This window comes from Enterococcus songbeiensis, assembly GCF_005405265.1.
Classification (GTDB): Bacteria; Bacillota; Bacilli; order Lactobacillales; family Enterococcaceae; genus Enterococcus_C; species Enterococcus_C songbeiensis.
The window spans coordinates 1-19,006 of sequence record NZ_BJDS01000008.1 but is presented as its reverse complement, the minus strand read 5'-3'; the positions used below and the strand labels follow the sequence as shown (position 1 = coordinate 19,006).

At 36.3% G+C, this 19,006-nt stretch carries 13 protein-coding genes; all 13 read right to left on the bottom strand.

Annotated features, from left to right (window positions below; genetic code table 11):
• Positions 1 to 3 precede the first annotated feature (3 nt).
• On the bottom strand, positions 4 to 3,468 hold the full coding sequence (locus FFM66_RS05285) for a CDP-glycerol glycerophosphotransferase family protein (protein ID WP_137605231.1): 3,465 nt from the start codon (positions 3,466 to 3,468) through the stop codon (positions 4 to 6).
• A gap of 83 nt (positions 3,469 to 3,551) precedes the next feature.
• On the bottom strand, positions 3,552 to 6,866 hold the full coding sequence (locus FFM66_RS05280) for a CDP-glycerol glycerophosphotransferase family protein (RefSeq protein WP_137605230.1): 3,315 nt from the start codon (positions 6,864 to 6,866) through the stop codon (positions 3,552 to 3,554).
• A 15-nt stretch (positions 6,867 to 6,881) separates the two neighbouring features.
• Positions 6,882 to 8,054: a CDP-glycerol glycerophosphotransferase family protein gene (locus FFM66_RS05275; protein WP_137605229.1), complete on the bottom strand. Its 1,173-nt coding sequence runs from the start codon at positions 8,052 to 8,054 to the stop codon at positions 6,882 to 6,884.
• Entirely contained in the window at positions 8,051 to 8,782 is a 732-nt protein-coding gene (locus FFM66_RS05270; protein WP_171000800.1) for a WecB/TagA/CpsF family glycosyltransferase, read from the bottom strand. The genes FFM66_RS05275 and FFM66_RS05270 overlap by 4 nt, the downstream gene beginning before the upstream one ends.
• On the bottom strand, positions 8,772 to 9,920 hold the full coding sequence (locus tag FFM66_RS05265; protein ID WP_137605228.1) for a CDP-glycerol glycerophosphotransferase family protein: 1,149 nt from the start codon (positions 9,918 to 9,920) through the stop codon (positions 8,772 to 8,774). Before FFM66_RS05265 ends, FFM66_RS05270 begins: the two co-directional genes overlap by 11 nt.
• Before the next feature lie 168 nt (positions 9,921 to 10,088).
• Positions 10,089 to 10,310, bottom strand: coding sequence for a hypothetical protein (locus FFM66_RS05260; RefSeq protein ID WP_048604988.1), 222 nt, complete (start codon positions 10,308 to 10,310; stop codon positions 10,089 to 10,091).
• A gap of 202 nt (positions 10,311 to 10,512) precedes the next feature.
• On the bottom strand, positions 10,513 to 11,811 hold the full coding sequence (gene asnS / locus FFM66_RS05255; protein ID WP_048604987.1) for an asparagine--tRNA ligase: 1,299 nt from the start codon (positions 11,809 to 11,811) through the stop codon (positions 10,513 to 10,515).
• A gap of 42 nt (positions 11,812 to 11,853) precedes the next feature.
• The gene (locus FFM66_RS05250) at positions 11,854 to 13,044 is read right to left on the bottom strand and encodes a pyridoxal phosphate-dependent aminotransferase (RefSeq protein WP_137605227.1); all 1,191 of its coding nucleotides are present in this window, start codon (positions 13,042 to 13,044) and stop codon (positions 11,854 to 11,856) included.
• An 18-nt stretch (positions 13,045 to 13,062) separates the two neighbouring features.
• Positions 13,063 to 13,557 (bottom strand): cell wall elongation regulator TseB-like domain-containing protein, encoded by a 495-nt coding sequence (locus FFM66_RS05245; RefSeq protein WP_048604985.1) that lies wholly within the window; start codon positions 13,555 to 13,557, stop codon positions 13,063 to 13,065.
• A gap of 131 nt (positions 13,558 to 13,688) precedes the next feature.
• Positions 13,689 to 16,457: a helicase C-terminal domain-containing protein gene (locus tag FFM66_RS05240; RefSeq protein ID WP_137605226.1), complete on the bottom strand. Its 2,769-nt coding sequence runs from the start codon at positions 16,455 to 16,457 to the stop codon at positions 13,689 to 13,691.
• Positions 16,458 to 16,614: 157 nt separating this feature from the next.
• Complete coding sequence (locus tag FFM66_RS05235) at positions 16,615 to 16,914, bottom strand: hypothetical protein (protein WP_137605225.1); 300 nt, start codon at positions 16,912 to 16,914, stop codon at positions 16,615 to 16,617.
• 128 nt (positions 16,915 to 17,042) lie between these two features.
• Positions 17,043 to 17,243 (bottom strand): cold-shock protein, encoded by a 201-nt coding sequence (locus FFM66_RS05230; protein ID WP_048604982.1) that lies wholly within the window; start codon positions 17,241 to 17,243, stop codon positions 17,043 to 17,045.
• A 309-nt stretch (positions 17,244 to 17,552) separates the two neighbouring features.
• Entirely contained in the window at positions 17,553 to 18,674 is a 1,122-nt protein-coding gene (locus tag FFM66_RS05225; RefSeq protein WP_137605224.1) for a baeRF6 domain-containing protein, read from the bottom strand.
• Positions 18,675 to 19,006 lie beyond the last annotated feature (332 nt).

The window sequence follows — 19,006 nt, the reverse complement described above, 5'->3', positions numbered from 1 at the left end:
TTCTTAGTCCTCATTTTCTATAATATTGTAGAACATTTCTATCGCCTTTTCGTTATAAATGGTTGCATCAAAATTAGCGGGTTTCAACTTTTCAGTATATGATTTGGTGATTAATTGTGCAATTCCCTCTATGCTATTGTCATCAGCCAGCAGGCCTTTTTTCCCATCTTCCAAAACATATTTGGTTGCCGGAATTTTAGTTGCCGCTACTGGTACTCCAACTGCCATTGCTTCCAAAAGGACCATCGGTTGCCCCTCATATGCCGAAGTTAATACAAACAACTGACATTTTTTTAAAATCTCAAATGGATTTTCTTCATGTCCAAAGAGAAATACCTTATCCATTAAAGCTAAGTTTTGTACAAGCTCTAGCAGGCTCTTTCTCATAGGACCATCCCCTAAAATGAATAACCTTAAATTCTCATTTCTCTTCACGGAAATAGAAAAAGCTTTTATGAGATCTTCTTGTCTCTTTTCGGGAGATAATCTTCCCATAGTAATAATATTATAATTTTCTTTCTGAGGATACAAAACAAAATTACCTGATAAATCAAACTTTCCAAAATACTCAATTACTTCTGCATCCTCAACATTAATATATAAACCCTCGGTGGTTTTATAGAAAACAGCTTTTGTCGTATAGATAGTTTCAAAAACATTGTAGTTTTTAACCAACGCTTCTTCTTGTTTCTCAAAGAAAATTGAAGAATAGATTTTTGAATTTAGTTTAACTTCGATTTTTGCTTTTATTTTCTCGGTATAAATAAGTTTTTGAGAATTTATCAATCTAACATTTTTCTCTGCAATAAGTCCCAAATAGTTCTGCTTGTAAGAAATATCGTAGTACCAACCAAACTTTGTTTTAACTTTTTTACTATAAGAAACCACGAGATCTTTTAATTCAATATTTTGTTGCTTTACCGTTTCTTGTAACTTTTCTGACTTTATCCATTTTTCATCTACTGGCTCTCCAATTACTTCTAAATATCCACTTTCTATTATAGTTTCAGTTATTCTCTCTTTCCATCTACGATAACTCAAATGATTGGAGACTCTATTTTTTAGATTACGTATCAATAAAAAGTTTTTAGCTTGAGCAAGTGAATTTTTCTCTATCCATCCAAAAAATTCATTTCTAAACCAAATTTCAAGATATACCTGATTATTGGATAATAGCGCTTCTTTTCTTACCTCTACCATTATATATTTATAATCCCACAACCAATCAACCATCTTTGAATCAGTTGTTACTGGGGGTTCCACCCAGATGACCCGCTTACGAACTTTTTTTATATATCCAAAATAATTAACTATTTGAATATCCGTAATAGAAAGAGGCTTCTCTGCGAACTCGCTAGAGCTTACCCATCCAACATATAAGTCATTTTTTAGAATTTTAAAAAACTTTTCCTCATCATCTGCCCTAGTAACTGCTACTGCTCGAATTATATCCGTTTCGAGTACTGAGAATGAATCTACGTTTAAGCAATTTAAGCTTGAATAGAGAGAATACTCATCATTTGTTTTAATAGGTTCCAAAAAGAGATTACAATCCAAGAAAGGTGCTTCTATTTTCCTTTTCTCAGTCTTTCCATCAAATAATTTTATTAAGTCGAGTGTATTCAAAGAAAACGAAATTTTTTCTGGTATAGCATAATTTTTAAGCTTTTCTTGATTTACTTCTTTCATTATCGGTGAGACCGTTATTAATTTGTCAAATTCGTTATAAACATGAAACAACGGAGTAAGATTTTTTTCATGGATTTTTCTTCCGTTGACTTCTCGGTCTTTATCCGCCATCATATCACTATGCAAAAAACACATTTTTTTTGTAGCTGATGAAAATAAAATGTATTTACTCCAAAAAAAACTATACCCACTGAAATCAATTGCAATATCAAATTTTCTATTTGAAAAAACTCTATTTGCCTCACGCTCTAATCCATTTCTTGGTAAAAAATCGCTATTATAATTTTTGTTATATAACAATAATCTTTTTTCTTCATTCTTATTTAATAATGCATACCCTGGTTTATATATAAAGCGAACTTTACTTGTTACATTCTGAATATTGGTAATGCTTTCCTTGCTTGTAGGATATCCGGTAAAGCAAGTCACATCAAACTTGGAATAATCAAGATTATTCAATAGATTTATCAAGCTAGATGTAATTCCATTGTTTTTCATTCCACCTACATAAAAAAGCAAAGATTTTTTCCTTGTTTTCTCCTTTACAATATTTCCTTTGTTTTGCTTCTCATTTTGAAATATACGTTCAACTGTTCTTTGTGTTGAATTTCCATCTTCGTAAGGTAGAAACCTACTTTTAGATTTTAAATAATTTCCTTCAAACTGATTTTTTATATTATCTATATCCAGTATTAGTTCGGCAACTTCTTTTATCGTTTGTACTACTGGTCCAGGCAACTCTTCATCTTTAAAATATATCCCTCGTTCTAATTCATAGATATCTTTATCCCAACAATAGAAAATAATTGGTTTATTTGTGATCAGGAAATCAAAAAAAATACTAGAGTAATCAGTCACCAATAAATCAATCATCGCCATTAATTCATTCGGATCTTGACTATCAGGAACTAAATAAGGAAGTAATTCTTCACACTCAGAAGCTATGTCATAAATAAACGGATGGACTTTTACTAATATATTATATGATCCGCCTACTTGATTACGTAAATACTCTGTTTCTTTGACAATTTGTATTATCTGATTACTCGGACTGTTTACATTGTTACCTTTCCATGTAGGGCAATAAAGAATATTTTTTTTATTCATTTCAAAAGAGGATAATTTTTCTTCAAAGCTTTTCTTTAGTTTTACATCGTCTGCTTCGATTGTCAGGTCTATTCTTGGATAACCATATTCTAAAATCTCGCCCGTATACGCCCCATCAAGCTTAAAACTTTTTAAATACATATTTGTCGTATGTTCATTTGGGCTAATTAAGTAATCAGAAAAAAAGAAATTCCTGACAACGTTTTGTAGCCCTGCAGGATTCCCCTTCTCTATTTCATAACCCATCTTTTTTAGAGGTATTCCATGCCATGTATTTATACAAATTTGATCATCTTTTGGAATAAAAAATGATTGAAAAGTTGAATTATTAATAAGGTATTTAGATGTTGCTAGATATTCTACGTATTTTTTTGTATTTCGTTCAACAAAAATAACCTTTTGGTTCAAGTACTTTTCCATATCTGGATTCCAGTCCTCTTCGACCTTTTTATCATAAACCCAAATATGTGTAAATTGACTATACTCCTTATGATCTAATAGATATTTAAAGATTGCATAAGGAGAATCAGTCATACTTTTCCCATCTCGACACTCATACAAAACATATGCTTCATTCATTGGTAATTCATAAAATTCTGCAAACCAACTAGAGAGATTTTTTGATATGTTCGTATTTTTTTTATTTAAAGAAAATAAATTATTTACTTTCAACAAGTTTTCCACCTTTGCCTTATAAAAATTATATTTCTATATTCACTTATACAGAATAGCATAATTCTACATTAAACAACTGATTATTTTACTAGCAGCTCATTTTCAAACATTTTGATCGCCTTTTCATTGTATTTTCTCGCATCAAATTTTTTCAGTTTTGGTTTTGTATCCAGATAATCGGCTAGATACTTGGATATTGCTTCAGTATCTAATCCTTCGATGTAGTAGCCATACTCTTGTCCAAGAACAGAACGGTTAGCTGGGATATCTGAGGCCACTATTGGCATGCCTAGGGTTAAAGCTTCTAACAATACCATTGGCTGACCTTCATAAATAGACGGTAAAATAAATAAATCACATTGTCGCATGAAATCAAACGGATTTTCTTTGTGCCCTAACATGTAAACAGCAGCTTGAAGATCCAATTTAAAGATTGTTTGAAGTAACTCATTTCGTAAATCTCCGTCACCTAAAATATAAAGCTTAGCCTGTGAAAATTTTTTATTTATGGCTGAAAAAGCCTTGATCAAATTTTCTTGATTTTTTTCTGGAGAGAGTCGTCCCATAGTAATGATATTAAAATTTTCTTGATTAATTCCAGAGATTGATTCTCCATAAATATCCGTCAAAGTATTACTTTGTTCATACCGCTCCATACTGATTTTACTATCATTTGAAATGTCTTTTATATCAGACACGCATTTCGCATCTATCCATCCATTTATCCCTGCGATTGAAAAAAATATATACTCAATCTTATCAACCACAGCTTTTTTTGAAATGCTTAATTCCGAGTTAATAAATTTGCTGAGATCAACTTGAAGACGTGTGCTATTAGTAGTGTTTGGTGGGTCACTCCAGCAAAATTCAGGTTTACCAATTAGCGTTCCCCTTTGATGGACGACCTCGTATGATTCTGTAATTCCCGTCTTTTGTGTTTGATTTCTATGATAGAAGATTTTTTTAGCAAAGGTAAATCCTTTTAACTCATGAATATTATTTATATATCTTGCATCTACCCACCCCAATAGGCCAGACTCATTTTCAATAAGATAAAAATCTCCTTGATTTGTTACAGCTTTTTTTGTCATTAACGCATAGGTCTTTTCCAAATAAATCAAGGGTGAACGAATACCTTCTAATGATTTTATATGATTATAGATATAGCCATTCTTAGAGCCAATGATTGTCCCAATTTTACAAATAGAATTTTCCTTTATTTCCTCTACTCTGGCACTTATAAGCATTTCTTTTTCTATCCAACCAATATAAATTCCATTGAGTGTAATTTTTGCATAGTTAATATTATTTATCGAAACTGTCGCTAATACATAAATAATACTTTCCTTTGAAATTCTTCTTTCTTCAAAATTTTCTATCTGAATAGCAGTTATATTCTTGGCAATTTTAAAAGTTCCAGTCGAACTAATAGAAGCTAAAGAACGCTCATTACTGATTTCATAGCCAAAATCTTGTGTTTCTAACATTTCTAATTTTTGGTGCAATATTTTTTCTATATCAATTGTATTTATTGTATACCCTAATTGTTCTGGATAAATATATTCTGCCAATTTTTCCTTATTAACTTGCATCGTTTCTTTAGAGACACTCAGAAGACGATCAAAGCGATAATAGATAGAAAAAATACCATTTAGATTTTTCTCATGGGGTTTTACTCCATTTACAGTTCGCTGCGAATCAGCCAATAAATCATTATGCTGAAAAACAATTTTCTTATTGGCAGACATTTCACTAATCAATTTTCCCCAATAAAAGCTATATCCACTAAAATCAATTGCTACGTCAAAATGGACACCACCAACGATTCGTTTTGTTTCTCTCTGAAAAGCTTTTTCAGGGTAAAAACTCCTCAACCATTTTTTTTGAGTGAATTCTTGAATCCAACTGTTGCGTATAGCCTCCATTCGAGTATAAATAGCTGCACCAGGTCTGAAAAGAAAACGAACATGCGGATTTACCTTGTTTAAATTTTGAATTTCTTCATCTGAAGTAGGACGTGCCAGTAATAATGAAACATCATATTTTTGATAATCCAGATTGTTCGTTAGATTAATAAAGCTGGTTGTAATGCCGTTATTTTTCATTCTTCCAGGATAAAATAATAGTTTCACTTTTTCTGAATCCAAGTGATATTCTTTTATTTTTTGCGAAGCTTTTCCAAAAAAGATTCGAGCAAGGTAGCGTGCTGTCGTCTCACCATCATCATAAAAACAAACGGACTCTTTCATTTTCTGATAGTCGGGTCGTTCTTGTATTCCATTTTTACTAAAGTTTTTTATTTCTTCAATCAGCTCAGTAATCGTTTCGGTGATGGGACCTGGTAACTGTTCTTCATTAAAATACATTCCACGATCTGCATCATAAAGATCACGATCCCACGCATAGAAAATGATCGGGCGGTCTGTCACCAAGAAATCAAAGAAAATACTAGAATAATCGGTTACCAATAAATTGATTCCTGCTAAAATTTCGTTAGGATCGAAATAATCCGGAATCAACATAGAAGTAATTCGCGGGTCTTTTTTCATACTTTCATAAATATACGGATGGACTTTAATCAAAAAATTATATTGTCCTTTGAATGTTTCCTTTAAAATCAACGATTCTTGAACAATTTGTTGCTGATCATTCAACGGATTAGAGACAGAAGTTCCCTTCCATGTAGGCGTGTATAGAATCGTTGGTAAAGAAAAGTCAATTTCTAACCCAATTTGGACCAATCTGTTAAATAATTCCCTAGGATCAGTTTTAAACGTGTTATCAATCCTTGGATATCCACCTTCTAAAATAGTACCGGGATAGATTCCTTCCAATCGATAACTATTAGAAAGTATCTTTGTGGTATGTTGATTAGGTGACAATAAATAGTCCGTCATCAGAAAATTCCTAAGCACGTTTTGCGAGTGAGACGGGTCTCCAGGAATATCAAATCCCATATGTTTTAAAGGGGTTCCGTGCCAGGTATTAATGTACACTTGTCCTTCTTTTTTTGAAAAAAATGATTGAAATGTGGCATTATTAATCAAATATTCTGCTGATAGAAGCCAATCAACATACTTTTTGGAATTTCGAGTAACGAATTCCACCTGATCTGCATACCTGTTTTTAATTTCCTGAATAATCGGATTATTTTCATTTGCTACAACCCAGATATGATGAAAGTTGTTGAAAGCAGAATTTTCGACCATATAACGAAACATTGTATAAGGAGAGTCCACAATCGACTGTCCATCTCTTACCTCATACAAAATAGTATTCTTTTTTATTTTTTTATGATAGTGTTTCGCATAATAATTACGAATATCGGCATCTTTTGATACTATCGGTTTAACTATTCCTTTTGCTGATGCCGTTAAAAAATTCTTTACTCCCATTTTTCTCTCCTCAATTTACTCACTCATTAATTCGACGATTTTCTCCGCCGATCGACCGGTCTCCCATTGACAGAAACGTTGATAGAAAATCTCGTACTTTTCTTGATAACCAGTAAAGTTTCCGTTTTTCAAAAATAAATCTAGTTCTTGATACAAGCAAGTTTCATCTTTGACGATTGGTCCCGGCACGTCATTGTAATCAAAATAAAAGCCTCGTAAATCCTCTTTGTAGTGTTCATAGTCATACGCATAAAAGAGCATTGGCCGTTTGAGGTTAGCAAAATCAAACATCACCGAAGAATAGTCGGTAATCAACAAATCACTAATTAAATATAAATCATTTATATCCTCATCCATGCAGACACGTACATTTTTTTCAAATCCTGCAATCGAAATAGAATCTCCTACAAGATAATGGGGACGGATAATCAAAATGTCTTCCCCAAGATCTTGTGTTACTTTCTCCAAATCAAACGGCATATAAAATTTATAATTTCCCTTACTGATAAAGTAATCATCTCGCCAAGTAGGTGCATACAAAATCACTCTACCAGAAGTTTTTCCAACAATTTTTTGTTTCAGTTGCTCAATAAAATCCTTATTATTTTTTTGAGTGACCAGGACATCATTTCTTGGATATCCCATTTCTAAAAAAGTATGGTGATAGTGGAACGCTCGCTGAAAAATTTCTTTGGAAAATTGATTTGGTGCAATTAAATAATCCCAGCGATTGGCTTCCTCTGAGAATTCTCTTTTGTATGCTTCAGTTTTTGCCCCAGGTATCGCCACGTTACTGATATCTATCCCCAGTTTTTTTAATGGTGTTCCGTGCCATGTCTGTATATAAACAGTTCCTTTATTTTTTTTCAACCAGATTGGCATACGGGCATTGAACACCCAATAATTTGCTCGGGTGACCGTTGTAAGCCATTGAAGAGAAAATCGAGTAACAAATTGCAACTCAGGAAATTCCCTTTTGGCTTCTACCAAATAACTTTTTTTTATGCCCCAGAAACACCGCCAATTTGGATTTTCACTTTTTAAAGCTTGGTAAATTGCATATGGACTGTCAGAAGGTTTCTTTCCATTAAAAGACTCAAAAATAACTGTCTTTTTCTTTATCGGAAAAATCGTTGCACTGATATTAAAAAATAGACGATAAACATAACTTATCATTTTTTTTATCATTCATTGTTCCTCATCTTCCACCATAAACTCTTTACCACAAAAACCGGCAGTTGAAAAATTCGACCGATTCGCGCTGGATTGCTCAACGAGCGATACAGCCATTCCAAATGATGATCCAAATAAAACTGCGGTGCGCGTTTCACATGACCACTCAATACGTCGAAACTGCCGCCAACGTCTTGAAAAATCGAAACTTTGAGGCGTTCACTATTCCGTGCCAACCACTGTTCTTGTCGGGGAAAGCCAAGTGCAACAAATAAAAAATCAGGAGCTGCCTGATTGATTTGTTCAACGACTTGGTCTTCTGATAAGGTGGTATAACCGTCAATCGCTCCGGCAATTCTCATCTTAGGATATCTTTTCTTAAGATTTGCGATGGCATCCTGCAAAATTTCTGGTTTTGCACCATAAAAAAAGGCACTGTGCCCGTAGAGATTCGCATATTCTAAAAATTTCTGCATCAATTCAAAACCCGCCACGCGCTCATTAATTTTTCCACCTGTTAATTTCGAGACCAAGACAATTCCGATTCCATCAGGGATACGGTGCGTACTGGTCTTGATAAAGTCAATTACTTCTGGATAATTTCTTGCCTGAGTGACAATTTGCGGATTGACACTGATTGCAGTCATTTTTTTCCCTGAACTCAGATACTGAGGAACCTCTGCCAGAATCATGTCATATGTTAATTGATCGACCGGGATTCCCATAATGTATTCATGCGCCATTTTCTTCCATCCAATTCGTTAATTGTTTCATTGCAGTTCCGTGATTGTATTGATTCCACGTACGATTAAATACCTGAAAATCGATTGACTGGGCTGCTGCCGTTTTTTTGATTAACTCATCCAAGGTTTCTGCCACAGCCTCTGGAAACTGTTCAAAAAACGCTGTTTGAATCCCCACCTCTGTTTGATAGCTCTGCAAATCATAGCAAAAGAAAAGTAATTTTCCTTGCGGATTTGCTAAGGTATATTCAAAAGGAACAGAGGAATAATCCGAGATTAGGCAATCTATTGAAGGCAGGATTTCCTGCAGACTCATTTTTTTAAAGTCAGTGATTACCTGTGGATCAGCCGCTAATTTTTGTTGTAACGATTGATCATGAGGATGTGCCTTTGCGAATACTTGCCACCCATCCCCTAATGTTGCTGCTAATTTTGAAAAGTCAATCGGATTGGCGGAGTCATTTTCCCTATAAGTGGGAACATAGAGCAAACTTTTTTTTGTGCCAAACAAGTGACGAAATTGCTTTTTTGCTTGTACAAGCAAAGATTCATCAAAATAACGATCCGTCGGTATGTATCCGAAAGGCAAAAATTCTGCATTTTTTGCTTGATAACTCGCTTTAAAAATTTCCGACATTCGATTTGAACCAACAACATAATGCGTTTGCCGATCATAGACTCGTTGAAATCGCTGGCGATCTTGGATTGAACTATTTTTGGCGTATTCTGCTTGAAGTCCAAAGGTTTTGATGGCACCACCTGCATGCCAGAGTTGAACAACTTTTGTGTCTTCATCAAAAGTGACACCTCCCAAAAATGGAAAATAGTTGTCACACAAAATCATAGTAGATCCTTTGATTATGGGAATAGCTTTCCATAAAAGTTCGCTGAAAGAATCCAAACAATAGATGTCGCAGCCGAGATTTTGATAACTTTGCGCCAATTCCTGTGCATTTTTTGTGTAGCAAATAACTAGCCGTTTGCCAAATTTTTCGTACAGTCCGGTTAACATCCAATGACTCGTCAGTGGAAAACTCAACAAAAAAATAATTTTGTCATTTTTTTGTGTTTGCTGATTACTTCTTTTTGCTACCATGAAAAGATAAAGAGACTTCATACTAGCTAATAGGGCCTTCATTAAAATCCCCCTTTACACTGCTTCTTATTTTACCTGAAAGCCCGGGAAAAGAAAACAATTGTAAAGAAACTGTCATATTTCTTTCAATCGTTTTCAATTTTTTCACAAAAAAAGCTTGCCGTTTATCAAGATTCTTGATACCAGCAAGCTGCATAATTTTACTAGATTTTAACTGAAAAAATATTTTTCTCCTACTTGTTGTTTCACATCGGCACAATCAGCAAGTACGGTTGTTGTCGCCTTGTCTCGATCACAGATATCACAATATTCGACATCAAACACGATTCCTTTTCCAGTGATTTCCTTCGCGACACCAACAAATGAACGGTGAAATTCGTGAGGTTTGACTTCATACTTCTTTCCAATTTGAATCGCGGTTTTTGTAATCATTTTAAAACTCCTTTACTGTTAGCCTATATTTACAATACCATACCAATTATCATTTATCAAATATCATCATGATAATATCTATATTCTCATCGTGTATATACAAGTATACCATTTCTAAATAAGAGAAAAGTTATTCCTTTTTATTCCTTATATAGAAAAAAGCTTTCAAAATCCTGACAGATTTTGAAAGCTTTCATTTTATTTATGGATAAATACGATTCAACAAACGTGGAAACGGTATTGCTTCCCGGACATGCTCGATACCTGAAAGCCACGTGACCGTTCGTTCCAAGCCCAGACCAAATCCAGCATGAGGTACAGAACCATATTGGCGTAAATCAAGGTACCAAGAATATTCCTGTTCATCTAAACCATGCGCCTTGATTTCCTCCAACAGATATTCATAATCAGTGGCACGTTCAGAACCGCCGATGATTTCCCCATATCCTTCTGGAGCAATCATATCTGCACAGATAACAAGATCTTCTCGGGTTGGGTGTGGCTTCATATAAAATGGTTTGATCGCTTTTGGATAGTTCAAAATGAACACCGGTTGATCAAAGGAATTGGCAATAAAGGTTTCATGAGGTGAACCGAAGTCGTCTCCCCACTCAATATCTTCAAACCCATTTTTCTTCAATAAAGTGACCGCATCATCATAGGAAATTCGTGGATAAGGTAATTGCGTATATTTTTCCAACACTGCCCGATCCCGCCCTAATACATGAAGCGCATAATCGCAATGATCCAATACATTTTGAACCAGATAAGCTACATAATTTTCTTGAATTTCTAAACTTTCTTCTTGATGCATAAATGCCATTTCTGGTTCGATCATCCAAAATTCAATTAAATGACGACGTGTTTTCGATTTTTCTGCCCGGAATGTTGGACCAAAAGAAAATACCTTGCCAAAGGCCATTGCTGCAGCTTCCATATATAATTGCCCTGATTGGGAAAGATACGCCTTTTGATCAAAATAATTGGTTTCGAATAAATCGGTCGTTCCTTCTGGTGCTGAACCAGTTAAAATCGGTGGATCGATTTTGATAAATCCTTCTTTGTTGAAAAATTCGTAACTTGCACGAATAATTTCATTTCGAATTTGCATGATGGCATGTTGCCGTGAAGAACGCAACCACAAATGACGATGATCCATCAAAAAATCTGTTCCATGTTCTTTTGGCGTAATCGGATAATCTTGGCTTTCACCTACAACTTCAATGCCGGAGATGCCAATTTCGTAGCCAAATTTTGAACGGCTATCTTCACGAATTTCACCTTCCACCCAAATAGATGTTTCTTGGTTTAAATTTTTTGCCAATTGAAAAATTTCTTCGGATACTTCGCTTTTAACGACTACCCCTTGAAAATAGGCCGTTCCGTCTCGTAACTGTAAAAAAGCGATTTTTCCGCTTGATCGCTTATTTGCTACCCATGCACCGATTTTCACGATTTCACCTACATGATTCTTTGCGTCAATAATTTGAATTTGCTCCACTGATGTCTCTCCAATCTAATTTATACACTCATAGAAATTTTATTACTTTCCTTGCTTCTTTTCAACAAAAGAATGGATTCGTGCCACAGCCTTTTCTAAGGTTTCCCAATTTGCTGCATAACTAATCCGCAGATTTTCCGGTGCACCAAAGCCTGCCCCCGTTACAAGAGCGACCCCCGCTTCTTCCAAGATTGCTTCAACAAAAGCATTGATATCTGAGTAGCCGCATAAAGTCATCGTCTCTTTGACATTTGGAAATAAATAAAAAGCGCCCTGTGGTTTGTCCAACTTGACTCCTGGAATTGCCGTAATCAAGGGATATAATTTGTTCAATCGTTCTTCAAACGCTTTGCGCATGATCTCTACAGAATCTTGCGGACCATTTAACGCTTCAGCTGCTGCATATTGACTCACTGCGGTCGGATTGCTGGTGGATTGCGAAGCGATATCAATCATTGCTTGAATAACAGTCTCGTTGCCCACTGCAAAACCGATCCGCCAACCAGTCATAGCATACGTTTTAGAAACACCGTTGATGATAATCGTTTGTTTGCGGATTGCTTCAGAAATTGTGGCGATTGGGGTAAAGGTATTTCCGTTATACACAAGATTGCCATAAATATCATCAGCAATGATCAAAATATTTTCAGCAACTGCCCATTCACCAATCAGCCGCAATTCTTCTTTCGTATAAATCATTCCTGTTGGATTTGACGGTGAATTTAAAATCATGGCTTTCGTTTTTGGAGAAACCGCCTTTTTCAGTTGTTCAACGGTCACTTTAAAGTTATTCTCGTGACGACCTTCAACAAACACCGGAACGCCTTGTGCCAGCTTGACCTGTTCGCCATAGCTTACCCAATAAGGAACAGGAATGATAACCTCATCTTCCGGATCCAGAATTGCTTGAAACAGCGTGTAGAGAGCAAATTTGGCCCCATCTGTTACAATAGTTTGCTTTACTTCGTATTCAAGGCCATAATTTTTCTTGATCCACGAAACGACAGCTTGTCTAAGCTCAGGGATACCTGCAGATTGCGTGTAAAAACTGGCTTTGCCGCTTTCAATGGCACGGATTGCTGCTTGTTGAATATTTTTAGGCGTAATAAAATCCGGTTCCCCGACGGTCAAACTTAAAATATCTTTCCCTTGTGCTTTCAACGCCTTTGCTTTAGTAGACGCTGCTAGCGTTACTGATGGCTCTAATTTCTCCGCTCGTTGCGAAAGTTTCATACCCTTCACCCTTTCAAATTAAACGTTCGTGATTGTTTTAATCTCTTCACCATTTTCAAACGCAATTAAATAATAATTAACTCCCTTAGATGTTCGTGTGACGATTTCCCAAACCGGTTCGTCCTCAAAAATTCCCAGACTGGCCTTTTCCACGGATTCTTTTGGATAGGTTTTTGCGACCATCGCCTTTGCCGCATCCTCTGTGATTCCATCTTTTTGTGCCAACAGCGTGATTTTCTTTCCATCTTTTGGAATGATTACAGCAATTTGCTGGCCTTTTTTATTTTTGCCAGTCAAACTAAAATAGGTTTTCTCCCGGGTAAACCAATAAAATTGGTCCACCTCTTCAAGATCCGTATATTTTTTTGCCATGGCCGTCGCTTCTTTTTCTGCTTGTCTTAAAGGACGGGTTGCCCGAGTATAAAAAATACCGCCAAACAAAAGAATTGCCGCCAACACACTAGCTAAGATGATTAAAATAACTTCCTGTCGTTTGCTTTTGTCTTTGCTCACTACATTACTCCTTGTTCCTTTTTTGGCGCTGAATTTTATGTCCCTAGCTGACGGGTAACAACATAAAGTCAGCTCAGGTCTTCAACAAATTGTTGTTATTCATTATAGCAGATTTTTTTGTTTCCATACCGCTAATTTTCATCCATTGCTGAGGATTTATCCAAAAATTTATACATTTCTGAAGTGATTTCTGAAAGCGGCAGCTCTGCGATCACGGCTTCTTTCGGTAGTGCTTGCCGGATTCGTTTCCCGTATTTCGTTGTTAGCAGTCGACGATCCAATAAAATCATTACCCCACGATCTTGTTGGGAGCGAATCAATCGCCCCAACCCCTGACGCAATTTCAATGCCGCTTTTGGAATAGCTTCTTGAAAAAAAGGATTGATTCCTTTTTCCTGTAAAAAGGCGTTTTTAGCTTGAACTTCCGGACGTTTAGGATTTTCAAAAGGCAAGCGGGTCACGATTACTAGCTGCAAAGTATCTCCTGGGAGGTCGATTCCTTCCCAAAAACTATCTGCACCAAATAAAATTGCCGCATCTGATTGACTGAAGCGTTTCAAGATTTTTTCCCGGCTACCACCAATTCCTTGGGCAAAGATTTCCCTTCCTTTGGTTAAAAACGCCAAGTGCATTCGACCGTAAACTTTTTGCAAAATTTCGTGGGAAGTGAACAATACCAGCACCGGCTTATTGAAATCTTTTAAAAGATTTTCCAAAGTCTTAACTAAATAATCCACATATTCTTCGGAAGAAAGTTCTGGAATCGAGCTTCCTTCTGAAGGAATAAAAATCCGAGCCTGCGCTTTATAATCAAAAGGCGAGGGCAAAATTTTTAAGGGTGCTTCCGGTATTCCCATTTTTTTAGGAAAATACAAACGATCAGCAGCGATTTTCAACGTTCCACCAACATAAATGATTCGATCATATCGTTGATACCACGTAGTTTGAGGTAACAAGGAAGCTTCAAAATCGGTGATTTTTATTATTCCAGCCGGCGCCTTCGTTCCCGGAACAAACCAATGAATATAGCGTTCCTGCCAATTTTCCAGCCACCGTGACATCACCATCGCCTGCTGTTGCATCTCCTCAAATAAATCCAACAATTCGGTATAAACAAACTGCTCCCGTTTCAGCCATTTATTTTCATCTGGCAAAAGATAGTCGGTAATTTGCGCCTGCAATTCGCCGATTTCTTCATAATACAATTGGATTTTCTGAATATTTTTGGCATCTGATAAAGACAGTTGCTGCAACGTATCTGCAGTAATAATCGTTTCTTTTTCAGAAGATACTTGTTCCGACAAAGCTTCAAGAAAAAGTTCCTGACTTTCCACCAAAAAACGAATCTCCTCTTGATAAATAGCCAACAACCGCAAACACTCTGACTGATCTTCCAACAATTCTTCAAGTCGAGCAAACAACCCGGTAGGCTCCAACAGTTGTTGGGCTTTTCGATGAAATACCGCAAAATTAACCGATTGGCTAGCAACTCGTTCACAAATATCTGGAAGATGATGTGCTTCATCAATAACTAAATAAGGGCTTCGGGGCAACAATGGGTTCTCCCGCAAGCTTTCCTGCGCTAACAGCGCATGATTTACGATCAGAAAATTGCTCTCCTTCATCCGTTGATGCAGATAACGTAAAAAATCCTGTTCATAAAATTCATCTGTGACAGACAGATGGGATACTCCCCGATGGTGAATTTCTTTAAACAGCAGATGGTTCAAACTAATAAGATTTAGTTCATCAAAATCTCCAGTCGTTGTTTGAGTTAACCAAACCAAGACTGCCGACTGATACAGTGCATATTGTTTTTGCGGCAATGGCCGCTGCAATGTCGCTTTAAAGCGTTGTAAATCGATGTAATGCTGATTGCCTTTGATCACCGTTGCTTGGATAGGTTGGTGAAATAATTGATTCAATAGTGGGATGTCTTTTTTCAACAATTGATCCTGCAAAACAAGTGAAACGGTACTGATAATCGCTGGCTGTTCCGGTGTGGCAACGTAATTCAGCGGCAAAAGATAACCAATCGTTTTTCCCATCCCGGTAGCAGCTTCAATCAGCAGATTTTTGTTGTCCGGTGTCTCGGTAAAATGCCGATAGACCAAATTCATCAATCGTGCCTGATCTTTTCTGAAGGCAAGCTTTCCGGCAAAAAGATGTTCTTTGCCTTTTTTCTTTTTGGGATAATCCTCTGCAAAATAATTTTTCTCAAAGTAAGTAAGCCTTTTTTTGCGCAAAGCAATCCCGCTAACCACCTCCAGTTGACTGTCCAATGGTTTCGGGTGTCGTTTCATTTCATTTGCTAATGAGCGAATATAGTTGCTGGTCTGCATGCCTAAAGGTTTGCTCAAAGCGGCGATTTTCTCCACTGTGATGACCGGCAGTTGCTTAATCATCGCTTCAATATATAAAAATAATGCTCCGGTAACTTCCGCATCACTATCTGCCTGATGAGGATTTTCATGGCTCAAGCCCAGACTTTCCGCCAAATCTCCCAGACGAAAACTGATTTCTGTTGGCAAAAATATTTGTGCCAGCTCCACCGTATCGATTCCAGGGATCGTCAATTCCGGCGCACCGCAACGTTGCAATTCCTTATTCAAAAAATTGTAATCAAAATAAATATTATGGGCGACAAAAACCGTATCTGCCAATAAATTGTAAATCGTTAAAGCGATATCTTCAAAATAAGGGGCTTTTTTTACCCGCTGATTGCTAATATGCGTCAAATTTTCGATTTGTTTCGGAATAAGACGATCGGGATTGACATCTGTTGCAAAGCGCTGGATCACTTGCCCATTTCGAATCAACACACAGCCAAGTTGAATGATCCGATCAACTTTCGGATCTGTCCCCGTCGTTTCTATATCTACAATTGCGTACGTCTTCATTTTGACTGGTAGCCTCCTTGCATATACCTTTGCATTATACTACAAATCCCAAAGACATTTCAGCGCTTTTCAAGTAGATGCCTGCATTTTTGAATAAAAAAAGAGGAAAAAGCAACTTACCTTTCTCCTCTACTTTTTGATGACTGGCATCATCTTTTTATTTTTTTCCATTGGCTGCTACTTGTTTAGGAAAATCTTTCTTAAACTGCAACCATTTTTTATTGTCCACGACAAGTAACTTTTTTTCTGTCAAATCGTAAACAGGAATCCTTTTGCGCGCACTACTTACTACCAACCAGAAAATCATGATCCCAACTAATAAAAGTAGCCACCATAAATTTTGTACAAAGGCAAAAATAATTGAAACAAGTGCAAGAATGCTAGTGAGGATGAATAAAATCTGCGTCGCTTTCGTCGCTTGCTGCGAGTAAAGGTGATCTTTAGTTAATGAATCCATGTTTGTTCCTCCTTTTTTATTAGTTTACTCCATCTAAAAAAATTGGTAAAGAATACTGGCAAAACGATTTTTGGGTATAAAAAAAGCCTGATGCAAAAGCACCAGACTTTCCAAGTCAATAATTAGAATTAAGCTTTGTTAACGTTTGTTGCTTGAGGGCCACGTTGACCGTCTTCAACATCAAATGTTACTGCTTGGCCTTCTTCTAAAGTTTTGAAGCCGTCACCTTGGATAGCTGAGAAATGTACGAATACGTCATTTCCGTCTTCAGCAGTGATGAAACCAAAACCTTTGTCTGAGTTGAACCATTTTACTGTACCTGTTTGCATAATAAAAATCCTCCTTGTGTTTGATACACATATTTGCAATTACTTGTATCGGGTGAAAATGTGGAAGATGTTTTAAAATGAAACAAGCTTACCATAAATTACCGTAACAAATACTACATAAAGTATTGTACCACACTAATTTGTTTCTGGCTAATCTTTTTAGCAAATTATGAATTATTTAATAACTTTTTCAGTCTCAGCGAATGAAATTTTATTAATAAATCTACTAATTAAAAAATAACTACCTGCTTTCCACAAAGAAAAGCAGGCAAGAGATCAGTCTTTCTTGAAAAATGAAGGATTCAGCAATCAATAGCGCAAGATCGCAACGAGACTTTTTTCATCCGGTGCATCTTTTTGATCAAGAATAAATACTTGTCCGCCGTTTTTCACCACTTCATCTGCCATCGTATTCAATACTTGGCGCCGATCATATTCCGTATCGACATCTTCTCCAAATCCATCTACCAGATTGGCTGTTGCGATGAAAAGATGAGAGATACGCCCTTCTGTAGCTGCTAACTTGATATCGACTAATTGATCGATAAATTTTCGATCCATCAATTTTTGATATTCAGCCATTTCTTTTTTCGCCAATGCTTCTGTCAGCTGCTCTGCGCCATTCTTGATTTCTTGAATAGAAAGTTGTGCAGGAGAAGCCGACACAGCCGCATCACTGCAATAATAAGGGGTTTTCGCATATTTTTTGAACATCGTTTGATTTTCCGGCAACGCATAAAGATAAAGCGGGGAATTTTCTTCATTGTTAAATTCATCTTTAAAGAAAGTATCAACTGCTTGATAATAATTTACCCAGTCAATTTCTACTTCTTCATCTTTTGCATTTACGCCATGATAAGCAACGCCTTCTTTGGAGCCATTCCGACTGCCTTGAGAGCTGTAATTCAAGCTTCCACCAGTCAATTCATCGCCAAGTGCCGTGGGAACATCCACAGGTGCCCCTTCTGGCAGTTCCACTTCTTTAACAATTTTATTGTCAACAAAATACAGCTTAATGGAATCACGATTCAATCCCAGTAAATAATAAGTATAATTAAATTGAGCATTTTTGATGATAGCTAAAATGTAAGGAAGATTGCCTACATAGTATTGATCATCAACTGAAATACTCAAACGATGGATATAACAGTCACTTTCGGTAAGAATGATTGCCACACTGGTCGTGCCGCTGCGCCAAAAGGATTGATCCGCCAATAACGCATCTACATTTTTTTGGAACACCGTCCAATCTTTTTCAGGATATTTTTTATCAAACCGTTTTTTTGCTTCTTTCGCAAAGTTTTTCAACTTGATTTGATCCTTTTCTACGTTTTGATGCCCCACGTGAGTATTCAGCATAATGGTGACAAAGGGTCCCTCTACGCCTTCTGATGTTAATTGTGACAATAATTTCTTCCCAATTTTTGTCATGTAACGATCCCTCCTTGGATAGCTTTAAATTCTACAATAAAAGTGTAACACGCTTACAACTATTCATAAAGAAAAACGATTTACACCATTTTCTGACTATCTTTCTTTCAAAAAAATCAAACTTTACCTTTTGTTCGCTTTACAAAAGCAAACGTACGTTCGTATAATTAAGAAGAGGTGAAACACATGAGAACCATCGATTACACACAAGAACCCGTTCGCGATATTTTGTTTATCGATGTCAAAAGTTTTTACGGTGCGAAACGTTCCTAACTGAAAAGGTTAGGCACACAAGATTTTCTTGTGTAGAACTAATGATTTGAGGAGTGAAA